The 25,203-nt window shown below is 44.3% G+C and carries 25 protein-coding genes and 1 riboswitch; of the genes, 15 read left to right on the plus strand and 10 right to left on the minus strand.

Annotated features, from left to right (window positions below; all coding sequences use genetic code 11):
- Positions 1-381: 381 nt before the first annotated feature.
- Positions 382-738, plus strand: coding sequence for a FlxA-like family protein (locus MAMP_RS04815; RefSeq protein WP_007144864.1), 357 nt, complete (start codon positions 382-384; stop codon positions 736-738).
- Here the strand turns inward: MAMP_RS04815 and MAMP_RS04820 are convergent.
- Both MAMP_RS04820 and MAMP_RS04825 read right to left on the minus strand, forming a co-directional pair.
- The gene (locus tag MAMP_RS04820) at positions 729-1,355 is read right to left on the minus strand and encodes a LysE family translocator (RefSeq protein ID WP_007144865.1); all 627 of its coding nucleotides are present in this window, start codon (positions 1,353-1,355) and stop codon (positions 729-731) included. The two genes, MAMP_RS04815 and MAMP_RS04820, sit on opposite strands and share 10 nt — an antisense overlap.
- 5 nt (positions 1,356-1,360) lie before the next feature.
- A complete protein-coding gene (locus tag MAMP_RS04825; protein ID WP_007144866.1) occupies positions 1,361-2,059 on the minus strand; it encodes a DUF4336 domain-containing protein in 699 nt (232 codons plus the stop codon).
- 126 nt (positions 2,060-2,185) lie between these two features.
- On the opposite strand from MAMP_RS04825, the gene MAMP_RS04830 reads away from it, so the two are divergent.
- Genes MAMP_RS04830 through MAMP_RS04840 form a run of 3 tightly spaced genes read left to right on the plus strand, consistent with a single transcriptional unit; the run spans position 2,186 to position 4,911 of the window.
- Entirely contained in the window at positions 2,186-3,268 is a 1,083-nt protein-coding gene (locus tag MAMP_RS04830; RefSeq protein WP_007144867.1) for an AI-2E family transporter, read from the plus strand.
- 37 nt (positions 3,269-3,305) lie between these two features.
- Positions 3,306-4,424: an NADH:flavin oxidoreductase/NADH oxidase gene (locus tag MAMP_RS04835; RefSeq protein WP_007144868.1), complete on the plus strand. Its 1,119-nt coding sequence runs from the start codon at positions 3,306-3,308 to the stop codon at positions 4,422-4,424.
- A gap of 1 nt (position 4,425) precedes the next feature.
- Complete coding sequence (locus MAMP_RS04840) at positions 4,426-4,911, plus strand: hypothetical protein (RefSeq protein ID WP_050797518.1); 486 nt, start codon at positions 4,426-4,428, stop codon at positions 4,909-4,911.
- Positions 4,912-4,921: 10 nt separating this feature from the next.
- On the opposite strand, the gene murI is transcribed toward MAMP_RS04840, so the two are convergent.
- Positions 4,922-5,707 carry a glutamate racemase gene (gene murI / locus MAMP_RS04845; protein ID WP_007144870.1) on the minus strand — a complete coding sequence of 262 codons (786 nt, stop codon included), beginning with the start codon at positions 5,705-5,707 and terminating at the stop codon, positions 4,922-4,924.
- 82 nt (positions 5,708-5,789) lie between these two features.
- Positions 5,790-6,233, minus strand: coding sequence for a YiiD C-terminal domain-containing protein (locus tag MAMP_RS04850; protein ID WP_007144871.1), 444 nt, complete (start codon positions 6,231-6,233; stop codon positions 5,790-5,792).
- Positions 6,234-6,341: 108 nt separating this feature from the next.
- Between MAMP_RS04850 and MAMP_RS15645 the strand changes: the two genes are divergently transcribed.
- Positions 6,342-7,505 carry an SPOR domain-containing protein gene (locus MAMP_RS15645; protein ID WP_007144872.1) on the plus strand — a complete coding sequence of 388 codons (1,164 nt, stop codon included), beginning with the start codon at positions 6,342-6,344 and terminating at the stop codon, positions 7,503-7,505.
- A gap of 79 nt (positions 7,506-7,584) precedes the next feature.
- Here MAMP_RS15645 and MAMP_RS04860 read toward each other — a convergent pair whose 3' ends face one another.
- Positions 7,585-7,935: a DMT family protein gene (locus tag MAMP_RS04860; protein ID WP_007144873.1), complete on the minus strand. Its 351-nt coding sequence runs from the start codon at positions 7,933-7,935 to the stop codon at positions 7,585-7,587.
- A 30-nt stretch (positions 7,936-7,965) separates the two neighbouring features.
- The gene (locus MAMP_RS04865; RefSeq protein WP_007144874.1) at positions 7,966-8,520 is read right to left on the minus strand and encodes a Smr/MutS family protein; all 555 of its coding nucleotides are present in this window, start codon (positions 8,518-8,520) and stop codon (positions 7,966-7,968) included.
- A gap of 92 nt (positions 8,521-8,612) precedes the next feature.
- Positions 8,613-8,718, plus strand: a riboswitch (TPP riboswitch).
- Positions 8,719-8,819: 101 nt separating this feature from the next.
- Here MAMP_RS04865 and thiC point away from each other — a divergent pair.
- From thiC to thiE, 5 genes are read left to right on the plus strand one after another with little or no spacing between them, the layout of a single operon-like run.
- Entirely contained in the window at positions 8,820-10,631 is a 1,812-nt protein-coding gene (gene thiC / locus MAMP_RS04870) for a phosphomethylpyrimidine synthase ThiC (RefSeq protein ID WP_007144875.1), read from the plus strand.
- Entirely contained in the window at positions 10,631-11,710 is a 1,080-nt protein-coding gene (locus MAMP_RS04875; protein ID WP_007144876.1) for an FAD-dependent oxidoreductase, read from the plus strand. Before thiC ends, MAMP_RS04875 begins: the two co-directional genes overlap by 1 nt.
- Positions 11,700-11,915, plus strand: a complete 216-nt coding sequence (gene thiS, locus MAMP_RS04880) for a sulfur carrier protein ThiS (protein WP_139031831.1) — start codon at positions 11,700-11,702, stop codon at positions 11,913-11,915. The genes MAMP_RS04875 and thiS overlap by 11 nt, the downstream gene beginning before the upstream one ends.
- Before the next feature lies 1 nt (position 11,916).
- A complete protein-coding gene (locus MAMP_RS04885; protein ID WP_007144878.1) occupies positions 11,917-12,714 on the plus strand; it encodes a thiazole synthase in 798 nt (265 codons plus the stop codon).
- Entirely contained in the window at positions 12,707-14,182 is a 1,476-nt protein-coding gene (gene thiE / locus MAMP_RS04890) for a thiamine phosphate synthase (protein ID WP_007144879.1), read from the plus strand. The genes MAMP_RS04885 and thiE overlap by 8 nt, the downstream gene beginning before the upstream one ends.
- Here the strand turns inward: thiE and MAMP_RS04895 are convergent.
- The 4 genes from MAMP_RS04895 to MAMP_RS04910 all read right to left on the minus strand — a co-directional run bounded on the left by MAMP_RS04895 (position 14,157) and on the right by MAMP_RS04910 (position 18,445).
- Positions 14,157-15,056 (minus strand): hypothetical protein, encoded by a 900-nt coding sequence (locus tag MAMP_RS04895; protein ID WP_007144880.1) that lies wholly within the window; start codon positions 15,054-15,056, stop codon positions 14,157-14,159. The genes thiE and MAMP_RS04895 overlap by 26 nt on opposite strands.
- A gap of 66 nt (positions 15,057-15,122) precedes the next feature.
- On the minus strand, positions 15,123-17,003 hold the full coding sequence (locus MAMP_RS04900; protein WP_007144881.1) for a cation:proton antiporter: 1,881 nt from the start codon (positions 17,001-17,003) through the stop codon (positions 15,123-15,125).
- Positions 17,004-17,079: 76 nt separating this feature from the next.
- The gene (locus MAMP_RS04905) at positions 17,080-17,925 is read right to left on the minus strand and encodes a flagellar protein MotY (protein WP_007144882.1); all 846 of its coding nucleotides are present in this window, start codon (positions 17,923-17,925) and stop codon (positions 17,080-17,082) included.
- 4 nt (positions 17,926-17,929) lie between these two features.
- Complete coding sequence (locus tag MAMP_RS04910) at positions 17,930-18,445, minus strand: adenine phosphoribosyltransferase (RefSeq protein WP_007144883.1); 516 nt, start codon at positions 18,443-18,445, stop codon at positions 17,930-17,932.
- Positions 18,446-18,543: 98 nt separating this feature from the next.
- Here MAMP_RS04910 and MAMP_RS04915 point away from each other — a divergent pair, with 98 nt between their 5' ends.
- The 5 genes from MAMP_RS04915 (at position 18,544) to ispH (ending at position 25,200) form a co-directional block, all read left to right on the plus strand.
- Positions 18,544-19,188, plus strand: coding sequence for an ABC-type transport auxiliary lipoprotein family protein (locus MAMP_RS04915; RefSeq protein WP_007144884.1), 645 nt, complete (start codon positions 18,544-18,546; stop codon positions 19,186-19,188).
- Positions 19,189-19,472: 284 nt separating this feature from the next.
- Positions 19,473-22,064 (plus strand): DNA gyrase subunit A, encoded by a 2,592-nt coding sequence (gene gyrA, locus MAMP_RS04920; protein WP_007144885.1) that lies wholly within the window; start codon positions 19,473-19,475, stop codon positions 22,062-22,064.
- 35 nt (positions 22,065-22,099) lie between these two features.
- On the plus strand, positions 22,100-23,146 hold the full coding sequence (gene serC / locus MAMP_RS04925; protein ID WP_007144886.1) for a 3-phosphoserine/phosphohydroxythreonine transaminase: 1,047 nt from the start codon (positions 22,100-22,102) through the stop codon (positions 23,144-23,146).
- Between the two features lie 9 nt (positions 23,147-23,155).
- Positions 23,156-24,244 carry a prephenate dehydratase gene (pheA, locus tag MAMP_RS04930; protein ID WP_007144887.1) on the plus strand — a complete coding sequence of 363 codons (1,089 nt, stop codon included), beginning with the start codon at positions 23,156-23,158 and terminating at the stop codon, positions 24,242-24,244.
- Positions 24,241-25,200, plus strand: coding sequence for a 4-hydroxy-3-methylbut-2-enyl diphosphate reductase (gene ispH, locus MAMP_RS04935; RefSeq protein ID WP_007144888.1), 960 nt, complete (start codon positions 24,241-24,243; stop codon positions 25,198-25,200). Before pheA ends, ispH begins: the two co-directional genes overlap by 4 nt.
- Positions 25,201-25,203: the final 3 nt, after the last annotated feature.

Below are 25,203 nucleotides of genomic sequence, written 5' to 3' on the forward strand. Positions count from 1 at the left end.
GATTGCTTGCGCATACACAGGTCGTGTTAGCAACTATGCTAAATAACGATACGCACATCTAATCGTCTTAATTGATGTAACACTAAAATAGAGAATAACCATATCAACATATTGATTATCAATATGAAATCATCGGTGATTCGATAAGGCACGACATTCAGCGGAAAAGGTATTCTTGCGTGGTCGATATGCGTCTTTATTAAACTATTTAAGGTGTGACAGCTATCAATATAGAGTAAAAAAATTAAGTTATGAAGTCCTGATTTTGTAATAAAAATAGTGTAGTAGAAAAAAACGAAGCTAATAACCATTAAAGAAAAGCGGCTCTATGACGATGTGTATAGAAAAGGACTTTCTTACTTGTATGTTTGGATATCTATTATGAATGTCGATCTCTCATCAGTTCGCAGCAGCGGTACAACAAAACAGCAAGCGCCTAGTGGCACATCGCTTGATTCACGTATTGCTGCATTAAAGAAAAAAATGGTCGATTTATTTAATAAGCTCAAAGAACTGGGGCAGGAGCCCAGTGAAGATTCGGTAAAACAAGCGGAAGCCATTCAAAAACAGATCGAATTACTGCAGGCACAGATACAGCAATTGGAAGCGTTAAAACGGCAGCAGGAGAAAGCAGAACAGAAAGCCCAGGTGGCTGATGTAGTGCCAGCAGAGCCTATATCGATTGCCGACGAAGATACTCGCAGCAAGCTGGGTAATCATATTGATAGCTACGGTTGAATAAATAATAGTCGGCCAGCCAGAAGTATAAATATGACGGCAGTGAAGGTATGGAGAATATTTTGTGCGCAGGCTGACCGTAATAACCATTTCCCCAACTTAGCTGCGCTCATTGCTATCACAAAAAATACTAACAGCGCACTTGCCATAAAAATAAGTCCTAAACATAAAATCTGTACTGACACATAGCCTTTATCGGCTTCAACAAATTGCGGTAAGAAAGCCAGAAAAAATATCGCTACTTTGGGATTGCTGACATTCATCAAAAAGCCGGTTCTTAATAAGGCTATTGAATTATGCAACGACGCTCCATCTTTTAAAGTTGATATAGGTTCGGCTTTAAATGCGCGCCAAGCTAAATAGAGTAAATAACTGGCGCCAATGACTTTTAGCAAGAAAAAGGCCGCGGGGCTGGTCGTTAATAATGTTGCTATGCCAATGACCACTGCCAAGATATGGACAATCAGACCGCTACATAATCCCAAGGTAATAATCACCCCCGTTTTGCTGCCATAAAGTGCAGATTGTGTGAGTACGTATAGATTGTCCGGGCCTGGTGTCATTGCGAGCAGGACGGAGGTCAGCAAAAAAATAGCTAAATCACCGCTAAAAAACATCTTGCTCACTCTTTACTTCGTGACAGTTTTACCCAGCTAAATGCCTTTTCTAAAAAGGACACGGCATGGTCATCAATAATTAAACCATGTGCCATTACAATTTTTTCAGGTTGCCAACCAATAATGTGTTGTATGTGTTCTCTGGCAATATTTTTGTTAAAACTGAGGCGCCAGTCGATGGGCATTTTGCCGTTTGGGGCAAGTATGCCACTTATTTTTGCCAGAAAACGTTTGAAGGGTGGGAAGGCATCTGCCGGGAAGTTTTCGACCAAATCAGTAACGATCAGTGTTCTACTCTCACGATGAAAAAACACACATTCCTGCATCGCTTTTGAACCAGTAAATAGGCGCTGTTGTATATTGTCTTGCCAGGGCGGTATGAAATCAGAACTGAGGATACCGTTAAATTTGATATCTGATCGTTTTTCAGCGACTTGTTCTGTACCAAAAATGGCTGCTGAAGGGTAATGTTGTTGCCAGTCTTTCAGAAACAGATGGTGTAACTTATTGGGTGCAATTAAAAAATGTACTTCACCGAGAGCGTCGATTTGCGTCGCTAACTCCGGTGTGAGTTTGATTGGGCTGTGAATCCATAAGGTATTATCACTTAAGCGAACGATCACCATACGTGTGGTGTAAGGAAGGGTATAAAAAGGCACACTATCGCCATCAACATACCAGATATTGTTCCCTAAGCTTTTCATTCCGACTCCTTCGTTTACGATAAAAGCATTCACACTGTTATTGGTAATTTCTTATCAGCATAGACAGATGGGATGTGACAGAATATCAGCGTTGCCAATCAATTACAGCTGAGGATAAACAGGCTAATGACACTGCGATCAATTCTACGCAAATGGACAGAACGTTATTTCTCTGATGAAGAAGCCGTCATACTGCTGATTGTATTAGTACTCGGTTTTGCCGTTGTAATCTGGCTGGGCGGAATGCTGGCGCCGTTTTTTACTGCACTGGTCATCGCGTTTTTATTACAAGGTGTAGTGAATATGCTGACCCGACGCCGCGTGCCCAATATGGTAGCGGTGGCCATTGTCTTTCTTGGATTTGTCAGCTTGATGTTAGCCATGGGCTTTTTATTAATGCCATTATTATGGAATCAGCTGGTTAATTTGGTCCAGGAAACACCAAAAATGCTGTCAAATGGTGAAGACTGGTTGATGAACCTGCATACCCATTACCCGAACTTAATCAAACCTGATGAGATACAAAGCTGGATTTCCAGCACCGCAAAACAATTCACAGTCTATGGTCAACGGGCTGTTTCTTTGTCTATTGCCTCACTGGGAAATGTGATTGGCTTAATTATTTATCTAGTGTTAGTGCCCATTCTTGTCTTTTTTATGCTGAAAGATCGGGAAAAACTAGTGAATTTTGTGCTGTCTTTCATGCCAGAAAAACGAGGTTTGATGAACCGTATCTGGAATGAAATGGACGATCAGATTGCCAATTATGTGCGTGGCAAAGTGGTTGAAATTATCATCGTTGGTGGTGTCAGCTACGCTACTTTCACATTCTTTGGCTTGCAATACACTGCGCTGTTGGCCGTTTTAGTTGGCTTCTCTGTGTTAATTCCATTTATTGGCGCCGCTGTGGCCACACTACCTGTTGCTGCGGTAGCAGGTTTTCAGTTTGGCCTCACAGAACAGTTTGCCTATATCCTGATTGCTTATGGCATTATCCAGGCGCTTGATGGCAATGTGTTGGTGCCGATTTTGTTTTCTGAAGCCGTCAATTTGCATCCTGTTTCTATCATTCTTGCCGTACTATTTTTTGGCGGAATATGGGGAGTATGGGGCGTGTTCTTTGCCATTCCGCTGGCGACTTTATTAAAAGCGCTGATAACCGCCTGGCCAAGAAGTTTGCATGATACATCCGTACAAGAACAACCTTAGTTTTGGCGTGTTGTAATAGATTTATGAGGAACGTGGAGTGAGTTTGTTATTTTCGCCGATCGACATCGGACCATTGAAATTGAAGAATCGATTGATCATCGCACCGATGTGTCAGTATTCAGCCGAGGATGGACAAGCCCAGGATTGGCACACTATCCACTTAGGGCAATTGGCTTTATCTGGTGCCGGATTGCTTATCCTTGAAGCCGCAGCCGTTTGCGCTGAGGGTCGAATAACCTACGGTGATTTAGGTTTATGGGATGACACTACAGCGTCTGCCTTAGCGAAGACGCTTACTGCCATTAGAAAATATTCAAATATTCCTATGGGTATCCAACTGGCCCATGCTGGCAGGAAAGCTTCCACACAAAAACCATGGCATGGCGGGGCACCGATATCGCCTGAGGATAAGAACGGTTGGCAAGTCATTGCTCCGTCGGCATTGCCTTTTCATGAAGATGGACCTGTTCCTCTCGCTGCCAGTCAGCGTGATATTGCCGCTATTGTGCAACAGTTTGTTGAGGCTGCAAAACGTGCTGCAGACCTGGGATTTGAGGTCATTGAAGTTCATGCTGCTCATGGTTATTTATTACATGAGTTTTTATCGCCCTTGAGCAATCAACGGCAGGATGAGTTTGGTGGCAGTCTGGAAAACAGAATGCGTCTGACTCTGGATGTCTTTAGCGCTGTACGCGCCTGTGTTCCCGAGAACATAGTTGTCGGTGTTAGAATCTCAGCGACCGACTGGGTTCCTGGTGGTTGGGATGTTGAGCAGAGCACGACACTGGCTATTGAACTGGACAAGCTCAATTGTCATTACTTGCATGTGAGTAGTGGAGGTTTATCACCACAGCAAGAAATACCCGTCGAAGCAGGTTATCAGGTGTCACTGGCTGAAGCGATTAAGCCGTATATATCGATGCCAGTGATTGCTGTTGGCTTGATTACTGAACCACATCAAGCTGAACAAATATTGGCTGATGAACGAGCGGATGCCATCGCTATGGCGAGAGGTATTTTATATAACCCTCACTGGGCTTGGCAGGCTGCGGCTGAGCTGGACGGTAAGGTTGAAGCCCCTGCTCAGTATTTGCGTTCTGAACCGCATGGTCAGAAAGGGCATCTAACAGAGATGGATTTGTTCAAAAATACTTAAAATGCCCATGTTAATCGTTCAAACCATTGTGAAGCAGTGGGATAAAAGTCAGCAAAGTAAGCAATATCAACAGCAGCGAATGAGCTTACCGGACCGATATCTTGTCCATATTCCCCCTGCGGAGCGGATGCTAGATAATCAAGTTCTGCTTGATCAGCACGGTGATGATATTGAAGGGAAACGGATTCAGTACCTTGTCCATGAACAAGTGGATTTTATTATTGACCGCTTCCGTATTTCCTTGCCTAACAAAACACTGGAATATAAAACAGCTCAATCCGATCCCAGGCTGATTTCTCAATTAGGTGATGGCTGGGTGCAATGCCGTTATAACTGGCGTCGGCGCGTTGAACAGGGTGGGTTTATCTATTGGCTTTATGAAGATGTCACCTTAAACGCTTGTTTTGTCGAGCAATATGATGCCCAGGTCTTTATGACAACGAAAGCTGAAACCGTTTTTACGGATCTAACGTTGCCAGAGCTTTAAGGCCAAAGGTTCAGAAAGTATCAATAGCGGCTTTGCCCCAAAGAGTGTCAACTTGCTGCTTGAATCTGCTTCGCTCACTGTTAGTTAACAATAAGGTCGAGCCAGGTGTCTGCTGAGCAGAGAGTAAATTCTCTTGCTGAAGTCGTCTGTTGACTTCTCGGGCGACGGCTTCTTCCGTACTGATGACATTGACGGTTTCTCCAACCACTTTTTGGATCACCGTTTTGAGGTGAGTGAAATGTGTACAACCGAGAATAATGGTATCGGCGCCTTTATCCAGTAACGGCTGTACATACGCATGTACTGTAGCGGAAGCTTCTTCATAACTTAGCTTTAAGGCCTCTACTAATAACACTAAGTCTGGGCAAGGCTGAATTTCGACCTTTGCGCCCATGGCAACGCGTTGAGCAAGATCATGAAACGATTGACTGGTCAGGGTTTTTGCTGTGGCCAGTACACCAATCACGCCAGTTTTTGTATTTAAAGCCGCCGGTCTTAAGCCTGGTTCTACGCCAATAAAAGGAATAGGGTAGCGTTCACGTAAGGCTTTGATACTGACAAGAGTGGCAGTATTACAGGCGACAACAATGGCTTTTACCTTACGTTGTAATAGATAGTCAGTAATTTTGAGCGAACGCTCCAGAATATATGCTTCTGTTTTCTCGCCATAGGGGGCATGTAAGGTATCCGCAAGGTAGATAAGGTTCTCATTTGGCATAAAAGAGCGGACTTGTTTAGCGATCGGTAAGCCACCAATACCAGAGTCGAATATGCCAATAGATCTTGCGTCAGCCATGATAATTTCTGTTTTATACGTCGCTGGGTGAATAAAAAGACGACGATTGTACTGTATCTATCTGCTGATGGTTGAAAATGGATTATTTGGTCAAGGCAACAAATTCACCGCGAAAGAATCCAGCGCGTTGCTGTTCGTAATGCAAAATGGAGATAACCGTTGTCCGTGCTTTACCCATACGTGAAAAATGGCGTAGAAATTTAGCCCAGTCTTGTGTTGATTCAAGTTGCGCTGTGGCGGTAAATTCACCGCTAATTGGTTTTTCATACTCCATCGTATTACGTTGTATGACGAGCGTAGACTCGATAGCAGCCTGATGTAACCGAGTATTTAATAATGACCAGGCAGACAGAATCGCCAATGTTGATGCGCTGCCGCCAAACACGGTTTCATGATAATTAATATTCGGTGTTAGAGGGGCTCTTAGCACGACTTTATCATGGCTGACATGATCAACAGAGACCTCCATGGCCGCCGATAAAGGAATGTGTTGATAAAGATATTGCTGAAGCTGTTCAGGTGTCATAAGTTTTTATATCAAAAAGTGTTTTTAAAATGATAACGTCTTCTCTGTACGTGAAAAAGTATTTACGCTATCGATGATCATCAGCGCGTTGAAAAGGTTCGCACAATAATGAAAATATCTCTGCATATACAATGGCTGTCGATTCTCGCTTTACTGTTTTTCTTTACTCTGTTCGCTGTAGACGTGTTTGCCGATGATATTCAGGATGGCATTGCTGCCTATAAACAAGGTGATTTTCAGACCGCCTATCAGGCATGGCATCAAGCTGCAGAAAACAATGTCGCTGAAGCACAGTGGATGTTAGCTATTTTGTTATTAAACGGTCAGGGCGTAAAACAAGATAAAGTCGCTGCCTATTCATGGTTAACGTTAGCTAGCGAAAAACAGCACAAACAAGCCATGATTGACCGCATGGCCATAAGAGACAGATTAAGTGCAGAAGAATTGATGAACGCTGATACCTTAACTAAGGCATTCAGAGACAAACAAATGGCAAAAACAGCCATTAATCATCATAAAGAAAAGGCTTTTCATTGGTTTGAAAAGGCAGCCAAACAGGGGGATCCTCAGGCTCAATATCAACTGGGTGAAATGTTACTGAATGGTGAAGGCGTTAAACAGGATAAAGTCGCTGCCTATTCCTGGTTTAGTCTGGCCAGTGAACAAAATCAGCCTCAGGCGATTGTGAAGCAGGCACAACTGAAAACCGAGTTAAGCCGCAGTCAGATTGAAAAAGCCAATGCCTTAATGCTGACTAATCGCGACAACCATTTGATAACGGATAAACCACCTGGTTTGCCGGATTTAGTGAATGAAGTGAATGAAGTGGATGAAAAAAATAAAGAAAATCAGATTCTTGCAGAACAATCTTCAGTTGACACTTCGTTGTTAGAAGCAAGAGAAAAACCGTCATCAGAAAAGCTTGATGAACCCGCCAAGCTTACACAAGTAAAACCAGAGACAAAACCAAAGTCAGTGATGACTACTGTCTACCGTGTACAAGTCGGGGCGTTTAGGTCAAGACAGCAGGTAGATATCGCATTAACGCAGCTAACAAAAAAATCAGCCGCTATCGTTCAGAAATATGAGACAACGATTACCGAACCTGTCGAAAATGCAGAAAAACCGGATTTTTATCGCCTCCAGCTGGGTAATTTCGCAGCAAAATCTGAAGCGACAACCTTGTGTCGGCATCTTACTGAAAACAAACAAGCCTGCTTTGTGGTGACCGCAAATAATATGCAAAAAACCACCGTTGCTAAGCAACCGTGACGTGCATGATGCTCTAAAGCTGCCAGGCAGATTTAGATTGAGTGCTTGATATGTGTTAACCGTTTTTTGCCACGGTAACTTAGGTCAGTTTACTTCGAAACACAAAATAAACCGCACCAACTAAACACAGGCCTGCCCATAGATAGTCGAGTTTAAGGGGTTCTTTCAGGTAGAACACGGAAAAGGGAATAAACACCATTAAGGTGATCACTTCCTGAAGAATTTTTAACTGGCCCACATTGAGTACGGTAAAGCCAATGCGGTTGGCGGGTACTTGTAATAAGTATTCGAATAATGCGATTCCCCAGCTTATCAATGCGGCAATAATCCAGGGTTTATTGTTGAGTTCTTTTAGGTGAGCGTACCAGGCAAACGTCATAAAAATATTGCTACAAACCAGCAAGGACACACTGACCAGTATTGGATTCATTAACTCTAACCTAAACGATAAAAACAGCCATTATTCCTGAAATAATCTTTTAAGGAGCACATATAACGCACCTGTGCCGCCATCATCTACCGTTGCACTGCAAAATGCGAGCACGATCTGACTTTGTCTTAACCAGTGATTGAGTTTGCTCTTTAGTACAGGCTTGTTATCGCGTGAGCCCCAGCCTTTACCATGGATGATACGCACGCAGCGTATTTGTTGCTGCTGGCAGAACTCTAAAAACTCGGACAGTGTTGGTTCGGCTTTGGCAATGGTCATACCGTGTAAGTCTAATTCTGCTTCAATATGCACCTTGCCATTACGCAGCTTGCCGAATAGTTTGTGCTGAATACCGGGGCCACGGTATTCGAGGTATTCCTCGTTGCCTACGGTTTCTGGAGAAAACATATCAGAGAATGGTTCACCCTGATATTCATCATCAATAATTTTTTGCCGGATAGCTTTTGCAACAGGTTTGGGTTTGTTATGAATCAGACGGTTTTGGCGGATACGGGTAGCATCGCGCATTTCTTGGCGAAATAATGCAAATTCGTCCTCATCGGTATCGTCATTTTTATTTGCCATGAGCGTGCGGCTGCCTGCGGATTTAAGTGAAAGTTGGCCACTATTGTGCCAGATGAGGCTTGTGCAAAAAATCCTTTTTGATTTACCATGCGAAACACTTGTCGGGGTGCCCGCCCGGAATAATCCGGAAAGGCTGAGATGAAACCCGTTGAACCTGAAGAGGCTAGAACCTCCGTAGGAAACAAGCAGGACACCTGTTTTACACTCGAGATCCATTTTCGATTGGTGTCTGTCTTCTTGTTCGCTTTCGCGCAACGATCTCATCTTCCCCGTCGTGGTTTTCATTTAGGGGAAGAGACGTGTCTACACAATCCAATAAAGTTATTAACATTAAAGACCGTAGCGGCATTACGACTGAGCCATTGGCGGGGAGTGAGAAGTTTTACATCAAAGGCAGCCGCGACGATTTACTGGTGCCATTCCGTCAGATTCATTTAACGGATACACCCAACGCCAATCCTGATTTTCCTGCTATTCCTAACGAACCTGTTGTTGTGTATGACACTTCGGGTTTATACACCGATCCAAAAGCGACCATTGATATCGAAAAAGGGCTGCCATTAATACGTCAAACCTGGATCGATGAGCGGGATGACACTGAACAGTTAGCCCAGTTCAGTTCAGAATATACCCGTGAGCAAGATGCTCAGGATTTTGATATTCCACTGTTTAATCACCGTCGTTTACCTCGTAAAGCAAAAGCGGGCAAAAATGTCAGCCAAATGCATTACGCACGTCAGGGCATCATTACCCCAGAAATGGAATACATTGCTATTCGTGAAAGTATGGGACGCGAAGCCTTAGCGCAGCGTGGTGAGCTGCCTGAGAATATGGAGCACTACATTACAGCCGAATTTGTACGAAAAGAAGTGGCTGAAGGTCGTGCCATTATTCCTGCCAATATCAATCATCCAGAAACCGAGCCGATGATCATTGGCCGTAATTTTCTGGTAAAAATTAATGCCAATATTGGTAACTCTGCGACCACTTCGTCGATTGAAGAAGAAGTCGAAAAAATGGTGTGGAGTACCCGCTGGGGCGGTGACACCATTATGGATTTATCTACCGGTAAACATATTCATCAGACGCGAGAATGGATCATTCGTAACTCACCTGTACCAGTAGGCACGGTGCCGATTTATCAGGCACTGGAAAAGGTGAATGGTGTTGCTGAAGACCTGAGCTGGGAAGTGTTCAGAGATACCTTGATTGAACAAGCTGAGCAGGGCGTCGATTATTTCACTATCCATGCCGGTGTTCGACTGGCGCATATTCCACTGACGGTAAACCGTACAACGGGTATTGTTTCGCGTGGTGGTTCGATTATGGCGGCATGGTGTTTGGCGCATCATGAAGAAAGCTTCCTTTATACGCATTTCGAAGATATCTGCGAAATCATGAAAGCTTATGACGTGTCATTCTCACTGGGTGATGGTTTACGTCCAGGCTCGCAGGCGGATGCCAATGATGAAGCCCAACTTGCTGAATTAAAAACCTTAGGTGAGTTGACGACCATTGCCTGGAAACATGATGTGCAAGTCATGATCGAAGGTCCGGGTCATGTGCCGATGCACAAGATCAAAGAAAATATGGATCTGCAGTTGGAATGGTGTCATGAAGCGCCGTTCTACACCTTAGGTCCATTGGTGACGGATATCGCACCTGGTTATGACCACATTACTTCCGGTATTGGTGCGGCAATGATTGGTTGGTTTGGCACCGCAATGCTCTGTTATGTCACACCCAAAGAACATTTGGGTTTGCCGAATAAAGATGATGTGAAAACCGGCATCATTACTTACAAAATTGCTGCCCATGCGGCGGACTTAGGTAAAGGTCATCCTGGTGCACAAATTCGAGATGATGCGATTTCTAAAGCCCGTTTTGAATTCCGCTGGGAAGATCAGTTTAATCTTGGTTTGGACCCTGACACCGCCCGTGAATACCATGATGAAACGTTGCCGCAACCAAAAGCGAAAGTAGCGCATTTCTGTTCAATGTGTGGACCTAAGTTCTGCTCAATGAAGATTTCGCATGATGTGAAAGCCGCCTTTGCTGAGAAATCTCAGGAATTCAAGGAAGGTGGCAGCAAAATTTATCGCCAAGTTTGATGAGCCATTATCTCATCATCGGTAGTGGCCTGATCGGACGCCTGACAGCTTGGCGTCTGATTCAGGCAGGCTATCGAGTAAGCCTGTTATCTAAAGACGATAAAACCGGCACAGACAGTGCTGGTTTCATTGCAGCATCTATGGTCGCACCGGCAACCGAAGCGGTGACATCAGAGCCTTTGGTGAAAACAATCGGGCTTCGTTCGTATTCACTTTGGCCGGAGTGGTTAAGTGAATTAGACGAACCGGTTTTTTATCAGAATCATGGCACGTTGGTGGTCGCTCATCAGGGGGATAAAGCTGAAATGGCGCGTTTTGAGCAGCGAGCGAATCATGTGCTGGAAGCAGGAGATTTTCAGCGTCTTGATAAAACCTCGCTGGCCGAACGTGAGCCAGAGCTTGCTGAGCGTTTTGAGCAAGCCCTGTTGTTTGAGCAAGAGTCCTGTATTGATAATCGTCAGCTATATAAACAGCTGACAACGTTTATTGAAACGCATGCTGAGTGGGTGAAAACCGCTGATATTGGTGAATTAAATCACATTGAAATCGAACGTTTGACACAAGCTTATTTAAAGCGCTCAGCAGATGAGTTTGATGCGGTACTGGATTGCCGTGGTAATGGCGGGAGAGCGAACTTAGCTGAATTACGCAGTGTGCGTGGTGAAGTGATAAGAGTACAGGCACCTGAGGTCGACTTTAAGCATGCCATTCGGCTGATGCATCCACGTTACCCTTTTTATCTGGCGCCACGACCAAATAATGAGTATGTACTGGGTGCGACCGTTATCGAAAGTGATGATCGTTCTCAGCTTACTGTCCGAAGTGGCCTGGAGTTAATGTCGGCCTTGTATAGCCTGCATAAAGGCTTTGCCGAAGCACGTATTCTGGAAATGGCGGCACATTGTCGACCCGGTCTTCCCGATAATCTGCCAACCATAAAACGTACTGACTGGGGCTACATCATTAATGGTTTTTATCGGCATGGTTATTTGTTTGCACCTGCTGTCGTTGATGATTTATGTCAGGTGCTGGCTGGGAATAAAGAACAGATAAAGTTTGGAGCGTTATATGACATCTAACCTTATGTTACAGGTTCAGTTGAATGGGGAACCGCTGGATATTAATCACGAGCAGACCGTATCGGAATTTGTAGATAAGCAAGATTTCAATGGCCGCTTTGTCATTGTCATTAATGATGAAATGGTAGCGAAATCACGCTGGCAGGATGTGGTCATTCAAGGGGGAGATCGCATCGATATCGTGTCTCCGATTAGTGGAGGGTGAGATGAAAGCATCCAATTGGCAAGTGTATGGGCAAACGCTTAGTAGTCGGCTCTTTATTGGGACTGCACTCTATCCTTCGCCGAAAGTGATGGTGGACGCCATCAAAGCGTCAAAGGCGGAAGTGATTACCGTGTCATTACGACGACAAACATCAGCAGATAAACAAAGCGGTGGCCAGTTCTGGCAAATGATAGAGTCGTTAAACTGCCACCTATTACCGAATACTGCAGGTTGCTACAGTGTAAAAGAAGCCGTTAACACTGCACATATGGCCAGAGAGCTATTTGATACCGACTGGGTCAAATTAGAAGTATTGGGTGACAGTTACAACTTGCAACCCGATCCGTTTGCCTTGGTTGAAGCCACTAAAATATTGATTTCTGACGGTTTTAAAGTGTTCCCTTACTGTACAGATGATTTAGTGCTGTGTCAGAAGCTTGTCGAACTCGGCTGTGAAGTCTTGATGCCTTGGGGGGCTCCTATTGGCAGTGGGCAGGGATTACTGAATCCTTATGCATTAAAAACGCTAAGGGAGCGTTTACCGAACATTACCTTATTGGTTGATGCGGGGATAGGCAAACCCTCTGATGCTGTTCAGGCCTTGGAGTTAGGTTATGACGGTATTTTACTCAATACCGCAATCGCAGAAGCACTGGAGCCAGAGAAAATGGCTTATGCTTTTGCGGATGCCATTAATGCGGGGCGTTTGGCCTATGAAGCAGGGGTGATGCCTAAACGTGATAACGCCAAACCCAGTACACCGACCTTAGATCAGCCAATCTGGCAACAACATGGATAATCCTGTTCAAAAGCCTGCCGTGCTTTTAATCGGAGGGTTGGATCCGCAAGGTTGTGCTGGTATTAGCGCTGATATCATGACGGTGCAGAATCACGGTTGTCACCCTTTGCCATTAATCACTGCGTTAACGGAGCAGAGTTCACAAGGGCTGACAGAGTTGGGTCTGGTGAGTCCATCAAAGATGATGGCGCAGTATGAAAACTGTATTAACGATTTTGATATCAAAGCGATAAAGATCGGGCTGATTCCACATATCATCACAGCACAATACATCAAAGAAATGCTGTTGGATTTTAGCGGGCCAGTCATTTTAGATCCGGTGCTTGCGAGTACCAGTGGTGGTGTGACCGTACCTGATGAGGTGAAAGCGTTCATCCGTGATGAGATTATTCCCTTAGTGACCATAGTCACACCAAACCTGCCTGAGTTGGCGGCGTTGACACGAACGAATCTCAGTGTGGAAGAAGGGGCGAAATCATTACGTCAAAAAGGTGTGTCAGCGTGTTTGATTAAAGGGGGACATGCTGAGAGTGCCTTAGCAATAGATTATTTTTCATCTGAATTAGCGGATTTTTATCTTTATAACGATAAAACGGTAAGCCAGGTTCGTGGCACAGGTTGTGTATTGGCTTCTGCATTGGCCTCACAGCTTGCCTGTGGACAAGATCTCCGTGATGCCGTTGTGCTTGCCAAGGCTTATGTGAGTCGTGGCATACGGCTTTCAGCAAAGGCTGGGCCGTATCAGGTCATCAGACATAGTCAGCAAGATATTGCCTTAGTGGATTTTCCTAAGCTTTGTTATCAGCCTGAACTGATTGGGCAGACCTTTAATTTCCCCAATTGCCCGGAATTAGGTATTTATCCGGTGGTAGATAACGCAGACTGGGTGGAAAAGCTTATTGATGAAGGTATTCATACCATCCAACTGCGGGTAAAAGATTCCGATGATGAGTCGACAAAACAGCAAATCGTATCCGCTCTAGCTTATTTAAACGATAAATCGGTACAGTTTTTTGTCAATGACCATTGGCAAACAGCCATTGAATTAGGCGCCTATGGTGTGCATCTGGGGCAGGAAGATCTGCATGATGCCAATTTAAAAACATTGGCTGAGGCAGGACTGAGATTGGGTATTTCTACGCACTCTTATTGGGAGCTTGCTCGAGCTCTTGCCGTGAATCCAAGCTATATTGCTTTGGGGCCCATTTATGAAACTACCAGTAAGCAGATGCCGTTTTCTCCTCAGGGCATAGAGCGCTTACAACAATGGGTCGATTTATTAAAAAGTCACTATCCAGTTGTGGCTATCGGCGGCATTACCCTTGAACGAGCAGAGCAACTCAAGGCCACTGGCGTCGGCTCGGTCGCGATGATTACAGCTATTACGCAAGCGAATGATTACAAAACAGTCACGCGACAATTATTGGATTTGTGGCAAGAGATCAGTTCTTACCCAGATCAGGTTTAACCTCTCCCCACTGTGGTCCGATATCCAGTTTATGCTGCTGACTGTAGCGGTATTCCTGATACTGAATAAGTTTATCGCCGCTGGACTCGGCTTGCTTATCATCAGTAAATGAGGGTGTCTCAGGAGCAACATAGTCACTGGCTGTCAGATCTTCATTTTTGAGATGTTTATTTTCATTCGACAATTGTTGGATTTGTTTAATCAGCTCCTGGTTTGTCGATTGTTGTTTATTCAATTGCTGCTGTAATGCCATGACTTCTTTTAGCAATTTGTCCGGCGAAGTTGTATCTGTACTTGCTGTATTTGTTCCTGAGCTGTTAGTGGGCGAGGCATCGGTTCCCGTTGATGTATCATTGACTGTCGGAGCTGACTCGGGCGCTGTATCTGTGGCCGCCATTGAATTATCGACATCTGGCAGAGGATCGATCAGGTTATCCGATGGGATAATATTGCCATTTTCATCGGTTTGTTTTTTTACCACGGTGGGAAGTGTGACACTTTCTTCTTCGTCACTTTCCATATCGATATCAACGGGAGGTAAGGCTGTTTCTTCCTCGTTATCTGCAGAGACAGGATCTGTAACATCTGACTCCGAAACGGCATCACCGTCTTCAATGAGCATAGGATCGGCTTCCTCAGCAGTATCATTTGAACCCATCAGAAAAAAAGCCGCTAAACCACCAATAAGCGATAAAGCTGCCAGACCAATCCCGATTTTTATCAGTAGCGATGTCGATAGGCCAAGTAATTTTGGCTTCTGTTTGCTATCGCCTTTGTCTTTACTCTCGTTATCGCGCTCTGACCTTTGCTCCGGTTCGGGACTAGGGCTTTCATCAGTCGCTTCTTCGATAATGTCGTTATTGTCTTCAGCCATGCTGTTGCATCTACCTCAACCATTTATTCCTAGTTGATATATCGGCTTTGATCATGAAATCTTTTGTTATGAAGGCAAACGATTTTCATCAAGACTGCCATCGACTTCAGGTCCACTCATTTCAGCTGGGGTCAGATCGCCTTCATCTTGCACCAGAGCGACAATGGTCCAGCCCATTTCTGGTTGCAATGATTCTGCAGCGGTAAAAAAGCGCAGACGTTTGCGGGGATTGAATGCAAACAATGGCGTGACGCGGCGACCATGTTCGCGCAAATAATCGGCAAAACTAAAGTTTTCAGTCAACTTGGTTTGTTTTATTTTGGCGCCTTTTGAAATCAGGCTAGCCATTTTGGCATAGGTAATTTCATTACCGAAGAGCACATGCGAGTCATGACTGATAGCTTTTCGCGATTTGACGATGCTGCGTTCTTTATCTTTTTCTTTATCAGTTGATAAAAAGTAAACGCGGTTACTGCCAAATTCCGATTTATAGCGCATACACGCCAGTGCATTGAGTTCGCTCTGTGGCGTTAGTGCCAGTATTTGGCCCAGTCCAATAAGATCCAGGTGACGGTCAGCATGTTCAGACACCGCATTACCATAGTAAGTATCCATGCCTTTCATACGGGCTTCTTTGACATTACTCCAGCTTCCATCGGTGAGACGGGTTCTAAAGCCATTATCGTTTAATGCCTGAGCCACCACACGGGCAACTGAATTAGCACCAACAATAAGAAAACCACTGTCATCAGGTTCGGCAACACCCAGACGTTTTGCAATAAATTTAGCGGTAGCACCTTGTACAAGAACGGTACCGATAATAATGGCAAACGATAACGGTACTAGCAGGTCGGCCTTGTCGTAACCAATGTCCTGTAAACGAAGAGCAAATAATGCAGTCACTGCTGCGGCAACAATACCGCGTGGCCCAATCCAACTGATCATCGCTTTTTCTTGCCATGTTAAGTCTGAACCAATCGAGCAGAGAAACACTTTCACTGGACGTACGACAAACTGAATAAATAAGAACAGGATGACCGCACCGAGACCAAGCTGGGTAAATGAGTCAAGGTTAAGACGTGCAGCAAGTAAGATAAATAAGCCGGAAATCAGAAAGATACTCAGATCTTCTTTAAAGTCGAGGATGTTTTCAACTTGCACGTTTTTCATATTGGCCAACCAGATACCGAGCACGGTAACGGTAAGCAAACCCGATTCTTCCGAAATTTCGTTCGATACGGCAAAGGTGCCAAAGACTAGTGCCAGAGCCGCCACATTGTGCAAGTATTCAGGTAATAAATGTCGGCGCAGTAACAGACCAAAACCATAACCTGCCGTCGCACCAATTACCAAACCCACAGCAATGGTTTTAGCGAACATATAAAGGGTATGACCAACTTCTGCATGTCCTTGAAGTTGTATGGATAAAAGCACTTCGAACACCAAAACGGCAAGAATGGCACCGAGTGGATCAATAACAATACCTTCCCAACGCAACACATTCGAGATTTTGGCATTTGGCCGAACGGTTCTCAGCATGGGGACGATAACGGTAGGACCGGTTACCACCATGATGGCACCAAATAAAATGGCCAGAGCCCAGGGGAAATCCAACAGAATATGTGTGGCAACCGCGATGGCGGACCAGGTGATGAGCACACCAAGAGTTAAAATATTACGAACAACTTTTTGTAAACCGCGTATTTCTTCAAATTTAAGTGTCAAACTTCCTTCAAACAGAATGACAGCAACGGCCAGAGACACTGTAGGGAATAGTAAGTCACCAAATAAGCCTTCAGGGTCTAACCAGCCGGTTACCGGACCAAGAATAATACCTGCGATTAATAGCAGAACGATGGCGGGTAATTTAATCCACCAGGCCAGCCACTGACATACGATGGCGATAATTCCAATAACTGACAGTGCCATGACTGCTTCTTGATTCATTCTCTTCCTTTAGCTCAATGGAGCAGTGATAAACGGTATGTAATGGTGACACTAATTAGCTTTGTCGAAAAGACTTTTACCTGACTAATTCAATTTCAGCCCGGCGATTATAGGCTCGTCCTTTTGGGGTTTTATTCGTTGCAGCGGGATCATGATCAACAAAGGAACGCAGTACGATTTTATCTGCTGGAACTTCATATTTGCTAACAAAAAAGTCACGAATGGTTTTAGCCCGTGCTTCTGATAACGGCATATTTAAGCGTTTACGACCAAAGCTGTCGGTATGACTGGTGATGATGATTTGATTCACACTGTCATCCACTTTTACATACTCAGCTACCCGTGTGAGCGCATTGATAGACGCTTTGTCCAGATTAGCTTTTTCTGATTCAAAATAAACAGTGAGTTTTCTGATTTCATCAAAGCTATCTGGATATAGATTGCTTAAACACTGTTGAAATGCGGGTAAGGAATCATTGAACTTCACCGTGGATAACTTCACCGTGGTATCGCCATTATAAGATTGAGATTGATAACGGATGATCGGGAAACGGCCATCCTGCATTTTTGCCAGTGCTTGTTGTGCTAATACTCCGTCAAAAATAAATTCGCGTTGACCGGATATGGTCGGCAAGGTGGCTAATGTGTCGTATTGCTCTGTGTTTTGCCAGGGCGCTGCAGACATTTCTAACAGTACGGTGTCTTGTTCGGCTGAAAGGCTGTCAGTGATAAATTTTAATTGTAATGCCTGACCATTACGACGATAAAAACCTGCCTGACCAAAGCTGGGTATGGTTTGCATGAGCGAACACTCAAGTGGTGACTCAATAACGTTCCAATTGGTATCTGTGACCGGAGCCTGAAACTCTTCGGCATAAACAGAACTGGTAAACAACAGCGAGGCAATAATCAATTTCAACATGATTTTAGTAACTTATTAGCGTGTGTATAGGGTAAGACGTTAAATTGTTACGGCCTTGTAAAAAACCAAGTTCCATAACAAAGGCACAGGCGACTACTTCGCCACCCAGATGTTCGATTAATTCGCAGCTTGCCCGAGCCGTTCCACCAGTAGCCAGCACATCGTCAATCACTAAAATTCTGTCACCGGCACTAATCGCGTCGATGTGGGCTTCTAATGATGCTGTGCCATACTCAAGTGCATAGTCGATACGCTGAACATCATAAGGTAATTTACCTGGCTTACGCAGAGGAATAAAGCCAACACCTAGCTCCCAGGCCGCCAGAGAACCAAAAATAAATCCTCTTGCTTCCATTCCCGCCACCGCGGTAATGGATTCTTGCTTAAACGGACGGATTAATTCTTCAATACATTCCTTGAGCAGCAGCGGGTCTTGTACCAATGGCGTAATATCCTTGAATACAATGCCTGGTGAAGGGAAGTCTGGGATGTCTCTGATTTTAGCTTTCAGCTTTTGCATAATAATCTCATTGAGCGAATTGGCGATCAGCGTCTATTATATCGGCAGTAATCGTCCGCTTTTTAATGACAAACGAATTAACTACAAAAGGAACCATTTTGACTTTATATTCCCGACTGTTTTTTTCTGTTTTTATTTTATCGACATCTCTGCTGCTTAGTTCTTGTTTTAGCTGGGGCGGCGGTGACAAAGAAGTGGATATGACACCACGTTATTATGTGTTGGACGTTGAACGGCCTGATGTGGCTGCTGACTTTCCTAACAATCGTGTATTGCGACTTAATCCGGTACGTGTTGTCCCACATTTTAAAAGTAAAACTCTGATCTTCCGTGTTGGAGAAAATGAATATAAGGCCGTTGATCCCCATCAGTTTCTGGTGGATCCGGAAGTGATGTTTACCAATATTCTTAAACGCTGGTTACAGAAGAGCGGTCAATTCAGCAAAGTGGTCACTGATGACTCTGTGCCTGCTGATTTCACTATGGACGCTGCAGTAACGGCTTTTTATGGTGAAAAACGGCCGGCTTATTCACCTCAATCTGTTATTGAGATGCAATTTTTCATGACAGCAGCGGATAACCCTGAGAAATTATTGTTTCAAACAGGCTTACGTGTTGATGTGGATATCGAACAAGCGACACCGAGCAATGTTGTTACAGGCTGGAAACAGGGAACTGAAGAACTTCTAACGACTTTAGAGCAGGATTTAAGCGCATATTTTTCAAAAGTAGATGCTAGGTAGCATCTTGAGTTTAGCGTGCAGGATATGGGCTTTAGTGGTAGGATAACAGGTTTGGTGGTTTAGACGCAGTGGCCCTGCATTTGGGGTAAATGTCTGTTTCCGGTAGTGCCTGTGCAAGTTGCTGAAATTTGTGAAGTTATATCTGGAATTCTTTCGGCTGGTTTCGTCTTCTGAGACTGGTTGATAAACCATGTATGTAGAACTGACTACGCTACACCCTTGTTTACTGAAATTTCGTGAGCAGGCTGGTATGTAGTCTTATGCTTTATTTGGACGGTCAATAAATGAGTGAAATTGCCTTAGAACTGGATTCGATAGGTATCGAAACCGAGATGAAGCAGTCGTACCTCGATTACGCTATGAGCGTTATCGTGGGACGGGCGCTACCTGATGTTCGTGATGGTTTAAAACCTGTACATCGTCGTGTTCTGTATGCGATGAGAGAACTGGGTAATAGCTGGAACAGCCCATATAAAAAGTCTGCTCGTATCGTCGGTGATGTTATTGGTAAATATCACCCTCATGGTGATACTGCCGTATATGACACGATGGTACGTATGGCTCAGCCGTTCTCTATGCGTTATATGCTGGTTGACGGTCAGGGTAACTTTGGTTCGGTTGATGGTGATCCGCCTGCTGCGATGCGTTACACCGAAGTACGCATGGCTAAAATCGCTCATGAAATGTTGGCCGATCTTGAAAAAGAAACGGTAGATTTTGTCCCTAACTATGATGAGTCAGAATCTGAACCTGCGGTATTACCAACAAAAATCCCTGCTTTATTAGTCAATGGCTCATCAGGTATTGCGGTGGGTATGGCGACCAATATCCCGCCACATAACCTCACTGAAATCCTTAATGCCTGCATCGCAATTATTGATAATCCTGATGTCACTACACATGAATTAATGGAATATGTGCCAGGACCTGATTTCCCGACATCTGGCATTATTAATGGTGCTCGTGGTATCGCTGAAGCCTATCAAACAGGCCGTGGCCGTGTTCACATCCGCGCCCGCGCCGACATCGAAACGAATGAAGCCACTGGTCAGCAGAGTATTGTTGTTAAAGAACTGCCGTATCAGGTCAATAAAGCACGCTTGTTAGAAAAAATTGCCGAGCTTGTTAAAGATAAAAAAATAGAAGGTATTTCTGCCTTACGTGATGAGTCGGATAAAGACGGTATGCGTATGGTGATTGTACTGAAGCGCGGTGAAGTACCTGAAGTTGTACTGAATAATTTGTATCAGCAAACGCAGATGCAAACGGTATTTGGTATCAACATGGTGGCGATTGTTGATGGTCAGCCGCGTACGCTAAATCTGAAAGAAATTTTAGATGCCTTTATTCGCCATCGTAGAGAGGTCGTAACACGTCGTTCGATTTATGATCTAAGAAAAGCACGTGAACGTGCTCATGTATTAGAAGGTTTAGCGACAGCCTTAGCCAATATTGATGAAGTTATCGAACTGATTAAAGCTTCTCCAAACCCTGCTGAAGCGAAAGAAGCTTTAGTGTCTAAGGGGTGGGCATCAGGCATGATTCTGGAAATGCTGGGTGCGGCAGGCGCAGCGGCATCTCGTCCGGAAGACTTAGCAGATGAATTTGGCTTAGTTGATAATCTTTATTATCTGTCTCCGGTGCAGGCACAAGCTATTCTTGATATGCGTTTGCATCGTCTGACAGGTCTGGAACAAGACAAAATTCTGCAAGAGTACCGTGAAGTTCTGGATGTGATTGCTGAATTATTAGCGATTTTGAGCGACCCAGATAATTTGATGGCGGTGATTCGTGAAGAGTTAGTGGCGATCAATGCTGAATACGGTGATGAGCGTCGTACAGAAATTCTGGCAAATCATCTTGATTTGACGCTGGAAGATTTGATTACCGAAGAAGAAATGGTGGTGACGTTGTCACATGCCGGCTATGCCAAAACACAGCAGCTTGATACCTATCAGGCACAAAAACGTGGTGGTAAAGGTAAAGCGGCGACAGCGATGAAAGATGAAGACTTTATCGAACATCTGTTTATTGCTAACACACACGATACACTTTTATGTTTCTCTAGCGCCGGTAAGGTCTACTGGAAAAAAGTGTATGAACTACCTCAGGGTAGCCGTGCCTCGCGAGGCAAACCTATCATTAATCTATTGCCATTAGAAGAAGGTGAAAAAATTAATGCGGTATTGCCGATTCGTGAATTTGAAGCCGATAAGTTCATCTTTATGGCAACGGCCTCTGGTACGGTCAAGAAAACGCCATTAGTTGATTACTCCCGTCCTCGGGCTAACGGTATTATTGCGGTTGACCTGAAAGAAGGCGACCAGCTAATTGATGTGGCGGTTACCGATGGTCATTCTGATGTCATGTTATTCAGCAATACCGGTAAAGTTATCCGTTTTGCTGAAACAGATGTTCGCTCCATGGGGCGTGTTTCGCGTGGTGTCCGCGGTATGCGCATAGCGGAAGATGAGAAAATTATTTCTCTGATTATTGCTGAAGAAGAGGGCGCTATCTTAACAGCGACAGAGTTTGGTTACGGTAAACGTACTAATCTTGCTGAATACCGTGTTCAGGGTCGTGGTGGACAAGGCATTATCTCAATTCAAACGTCGGCGCGTAACGGTAACGTTGTGGGCGCGGTGCAAGTATGTGATGAGAATCAGATTATGCTGATTACCAACGGTGGCACGCTAGTGAGAACTCCGGTTAAGGATGTTTCTTTGGTTGGCCGTAACACACAGGGTGTCAGATTAATTAATCTCAGTAATGGTGAGAAACTCGTTGGTCTTGAACGTGTTATCGAAGATGAAGACGAAGATGTCGATTTAGCGATCGACAATGCTGATGATACTGACGAAACGATAGAAGAATAAATTTGAGAGCGTATAACTTTAGTGCTGGTCCTGCGATGTTGCCTGATGCTGTCATGCAAAAAGCACAGCAGGAAATGCTTGATTGGAATGGGACCGGTATGTCGGTGATGGAAATGAGCCATCGCGGGCCGGAATATACAAAAATCGCTGAAAAAGCAGAAGCCGATCTGCGTGAATTAATGGGTATTTCTGATGATTATGCCGTGCTGTTTTTACAGGGCGGTGCTTCACTTCAATTCCCTATGATTCCGATGAATTTGCTCCGCGGCAAAAAAACGGCTGATTATCTCAATACCGGCGCTTGGTCTACAAAAGCCATAGCGGAAGCTAAACAATTTTGTCAGGTGAATATTGTTACAGACTCTACGGCAAACCATTTCACTACGATTGCTGACCCTGAACAATGGTCATTATCAAACGATGCTGCTTATGTGCATTACACGCCCAATGAAACCATTCATGGCCTAGAGTTTGCTGACATCCCGGATGTAGGTGATATTCCACTTGTAGCCGATTTATCCTCGACGATTTTGTCTCGTCCGATTGATGTATCTAAATTCGGCATGATTTACGCCGGTGCTCAGAAAAATATCGGTCCTGCAGGCTTATGTATCGTCATTATCCGTAAGGACTTACTAGGTGATGTATTGCCGGGTACACCGACCATGCTGAACTATAAAACCCATGCCGATAATGGATCGATGTTTAATACACCTGCCACCTATAGTTGGTATCTGGCTGGCTTGGTCTTTGACTGGCTAAAACAACAAGGTGGGTTAGAGGCCATGGCAGAGTTAAATCAACGCAAAGCAGCCAAGCTTTATGCCGCCATTGATGGCAGTGATTTTTATAGTAATCCGGTTGATATTCGTTATCGTTCTTGGATGAATGTACCGTTTACGCTGGCTGATGATAAGCTTGATAAACAATTCCTTCAGCAAGCTGCTGAACAGAATTTATTAACACTCAAAGGCCATCGTGATTTAGGTGGCATGCGAGCCAGCATTTATAATGCGATGCCAGAAGATGGTGTTGATGCACTTATCAATTTTATGAATGAGTTTGAGCGTAAAAACGGGTAACTGCTGCCAATGAATGAAAAAGAAGCCTTAGCCAATATTCGTCAAAAAATTGATGATATCGATTTAAAAATTCAACAACTGTTGAATGACAGAGCCGCGATGGCGCAAGAAGTGGCTCGAATAAAAATGGATAGTGGTGAGCAGGCTGACTTTTATCGTCCTGAGCGTGAAGCGATGGTGCTCAGAACAGTGATGGAGCGAAATCAAGGGCCTCTGGCATCTGCAGAAGTGGCACGATTATTTCGTGAAATTATGTCCGCCTGTCTGGCTGCAGAAAAACCTTTGCAGGTTGCGTATCTCGGTCCGGAAGGCTCTTTTACTCAAGCGGCAGCACAAAAGCAGTTTGGTGGTAGTGTTGAGCTACATCCGATGACTACGATTGCTGATGTTTTCCATGCCGTTGAGACATCACATGCTTGTTACGGTGTTGTTCCTGTAGAAAACTCAACGGAAGGTATGGTTTCGCATACCTTAGATCGGTTTATCTCGTCGCCTTTGAAAATTAATGGTGAGGTGACCCTTCGTATTCATCATTATTTGTTAAGTAAAGAGAAAAACCTGGAAGATATCAGCAAAGTCTATGCACATCCACAAGCCATAGCGCAGTGCCGACAATGGTTGATGGAACAGCTTCCGCAAGCGGAATTGGTTCCGCTTAACAGTAATTCCGAAGCCGCTAAACGTGTCGCAGCAGAACCTCAAAACAGTGCAGCCATTGCGGCCAATCGGGCAGCTGATATTTATGGCTTATCCATCTTAGCCAGGAATATTGAAGATGAAGTGGATAACACTACGCGCTTTTTAGTGATTGGCACACAAAATGTTGGCCCATCTGGTGTGGACAAAACCGCGTTATTGGTTGCAACAAAAAACAAACCTGGTGCTTTACAAACCTTGTTAAAACCGCTGGCTGATAACAGTATCAGTATGACCAGAATTGAGTCCAGACCATCCAGAAAGGGGATTTGGGAATATGTGTTTTTTATCGATATTGAAGGGCACATTCACGAACCGGCTGTCGCATCTGCACTCTCTCTATTAGAAAACGAGTCTTCTATGTTTCGTATATTAGGTTCTTATCCAAAGGCAGTTTTATGAGTAAAGAACTCATTTTGGCGAATCCACGAGGTTTTTGTGCGGGTGTTGATCGTGCTATCGATATTGTTGAACGTGCACTGGAATTGTTTGGTGCGCCCGTTTATGTACGCCATGAGGTAGTTCACAATCGCTTTGTTGTTGACGGACTACGAGATAAAGGCGCTATTTTCGTTGAAGAAGTTGACGAAGTACCTGATGGAAATACGCTGATTTTCAGTGCACATGGTGTATCTAAAAAAGTTCAGAGCGAAGGCCGCAAAAGAGACTTAAAAGTATTCGATGCCACTTGTCCATTAGTGACTAAAGTACATATGGAAGTCTCTCGCTATGAGAAACAGAATATGGAATGTATTCTGATTGGGCATGCCGGACATCCAGAAGTGGAAGGCACAATGGGGCAATATACTTCGACAGAAGGTGGAATGTATTTAGTCGAATCTCCAGAAGATGTCGCTAAACTCAAAGTGAAAAATCCACAGCGATTGGCCTTTGTTACCCAAACAACCCTTTCTGTTGATGACACATCCGTGGTAATTGATGCATTACGTGAGCATTTTCCCGACATTATTGGCCCAAGCAAAGATGATATTTGTTATGCCACCCAAAACAGACAGGATGCTGTAAAAAAACTGGCGAATGAATGTGACCTGGTATTAGTAGTAGGCTCCGTGAATAGTTCTAACTCCAATCGCTTGCGTGAATTATCAGAGAAATTGGGGACGCCAGCATATTTAATAGACAATGCAGAGCAAATAGATCCACAATGGCTTGAAAACAAAAATCGAATTGGTCTGACTGCTGGTGCTTCAGCACCAGAGATATTAGTCAATCAAGTCGTTGAAAAACTACGTGACTTAGGTGTTGATTCGTCATACGAAGATGACGGTTTAAAAGAGAACATTGAGTTCTCATTACCCAGAGAACTAAAGATTGATACATCAAGTCTGAAAAAATAAAAC

Source organism: Methylophaga thalassica MP (assembly GCF_000214595.1).
Classification (GTDB): Bacteria; Pseudomonadota; Gammaproteobacteria; order Nitrosococcales; family Methylophagaceae; genus Methylophaga; species Methylophaga thalassica.

Coding starts and splice junctions, on each gene's coding strand:
- MAMP_RS04815 (WP_007144864.1), top strand. CDS start 382: ATGAATGTCGATCTCTCATCAGTTCGCAGCAGCGGTACAACAAAACAG.
- MAMP_RS04820 (WP_007144865.1), bottom strand. CDS start 1,355: ATGTTTTTTAGCGGTGATTTAGCTATTTTTTTGCTGACCTCCGTCCTG.
- MAMP_RS04825 (WP_007144866.1), bottom strand. CDS start 2,059: ATGAAAAGCTTAGGGAACAATATCTGGTATGTTGATGGCGATAGTGTG.
- MAMP_RS04830 (WP_007144867.1), top strand. CDS start 2,186: ATGACACTGCGATCAATTCTACGCAAATGGACAGAACGTTATTTCTCT.
- MAMP_RS04840 (WP_050797518.1), top strand. CDS start 4,426: ATGCCCATGTTAATCGTTCAAACCATTGTGAAGCAGTGGGATAAAAGT.
- murI (WP_007144870.1), bottom strand. CDS start 5,707: ATGGCTGACGCAAGATCTATTGGCATATTCGACTCTGGTATTGGTGGC.
- MAMP_RS04850 (WP_007144871.1), bottom strand. CDS start 6,233: ATGACACCTGAACAGCTTCAGCAATATCTTTATCAACACATTCCTTTA.
- MAMP_RS15645 (WP_007144872.1), top strand. CDS start 6,342: ATGAAAATATCTCTGCATATACAATGGCTGTCGATTCTCGCTTTACTG.
- MAMP_RS04860 (WP_007144873.1), bottom strand. CDS start 7,935: ATGAATCCAATACTGGTCAGTGTGTCCTTGCTGGTTTGTAGCAATATT.
- MAMP_RS04865 (WP_007144874.1), bottom strand. CDS start 8,520: ATGGCAAATAAAAATGACGATACCGATGAGGACGAATTTGCATTATTT.
- MAMP_RS04875 (WP_007144876.1), top strand. CDS start 10,631: ATGAGCCATTATCTCATCATCGGTAGTGGCCTGATCGGACGCCTGACA.
- thiS (WP_139031831.1), top strand. CDS start 11,700: ATGACATCTAACCTTATGTTACAGGTTCAGTTGAATGGGGAACCGCTG.
- MAMP_RS04885 (WP_007144878.1), top strand. CDS start 11,917: ATGAAAGCATCCAATTGGCAAGTGTATGGGCAAACGCTTAGTAGTCGG.
- thiE (WP_007144879.1), top strand. CDS start 12,707: ATGGATAATCCTGTTCAAAAGCCTGCCGTGCTTTTAATCGGAGGGTTG.
- MAMP_RS04895 (WP_007144880.1), bottom strand. CDS start 15,056: ATGGCTGAAGACAATAACGACATTATCGAAGAAGCGACTGATGAAAGC.
- MAMP_RS04900 (WP_007144881.1), bottom strand. CDS start 17,003: ATGAATCAAGAAGCAGTCATGGCACTGTCAGTTATTGGAATTATCGCC.
- MAMP_RS04905 (WP_007144882.1), bottom strand. CDS start 17,925: ATGTTGAAATTGATTATTGCCTCGCTGTTGTTTACCAGTTCTGTTTAT.
- MAMP_RS04910 (WP_007144883.1), bottom strand. CDS start 18,445: ATGCAAAAGCTGAAAGCTAAAATCAGAGACATCCCAGACTTCCCTTCA.
- gyrA (WP_007144885.1), top strand. CDS start 19,473: ATGAGTGAAATTGCCTTAGAACTGGATTCGATAGGTATCGAAACCGAG.
- serC (WP_007144886.1), top strand. CDS start 22,100: ATGTTGCCTGATGCTGTCATGCAAAAAGCACAGCAGGAAATGCTTGAT.
- pheA (WP_007144887.1), top strand. CDS start 23,156: ATGAATGAAAAAGAAGCCTTAGCCAATATTCGTCAAAAAATTGATGAT.
- ispH (WP_007144888.1), top strand. CDS start 24,241: ATGAGTAAAGAACTCATTTTGGCGAATCCACGAGGTTTTTGTGCGGGT.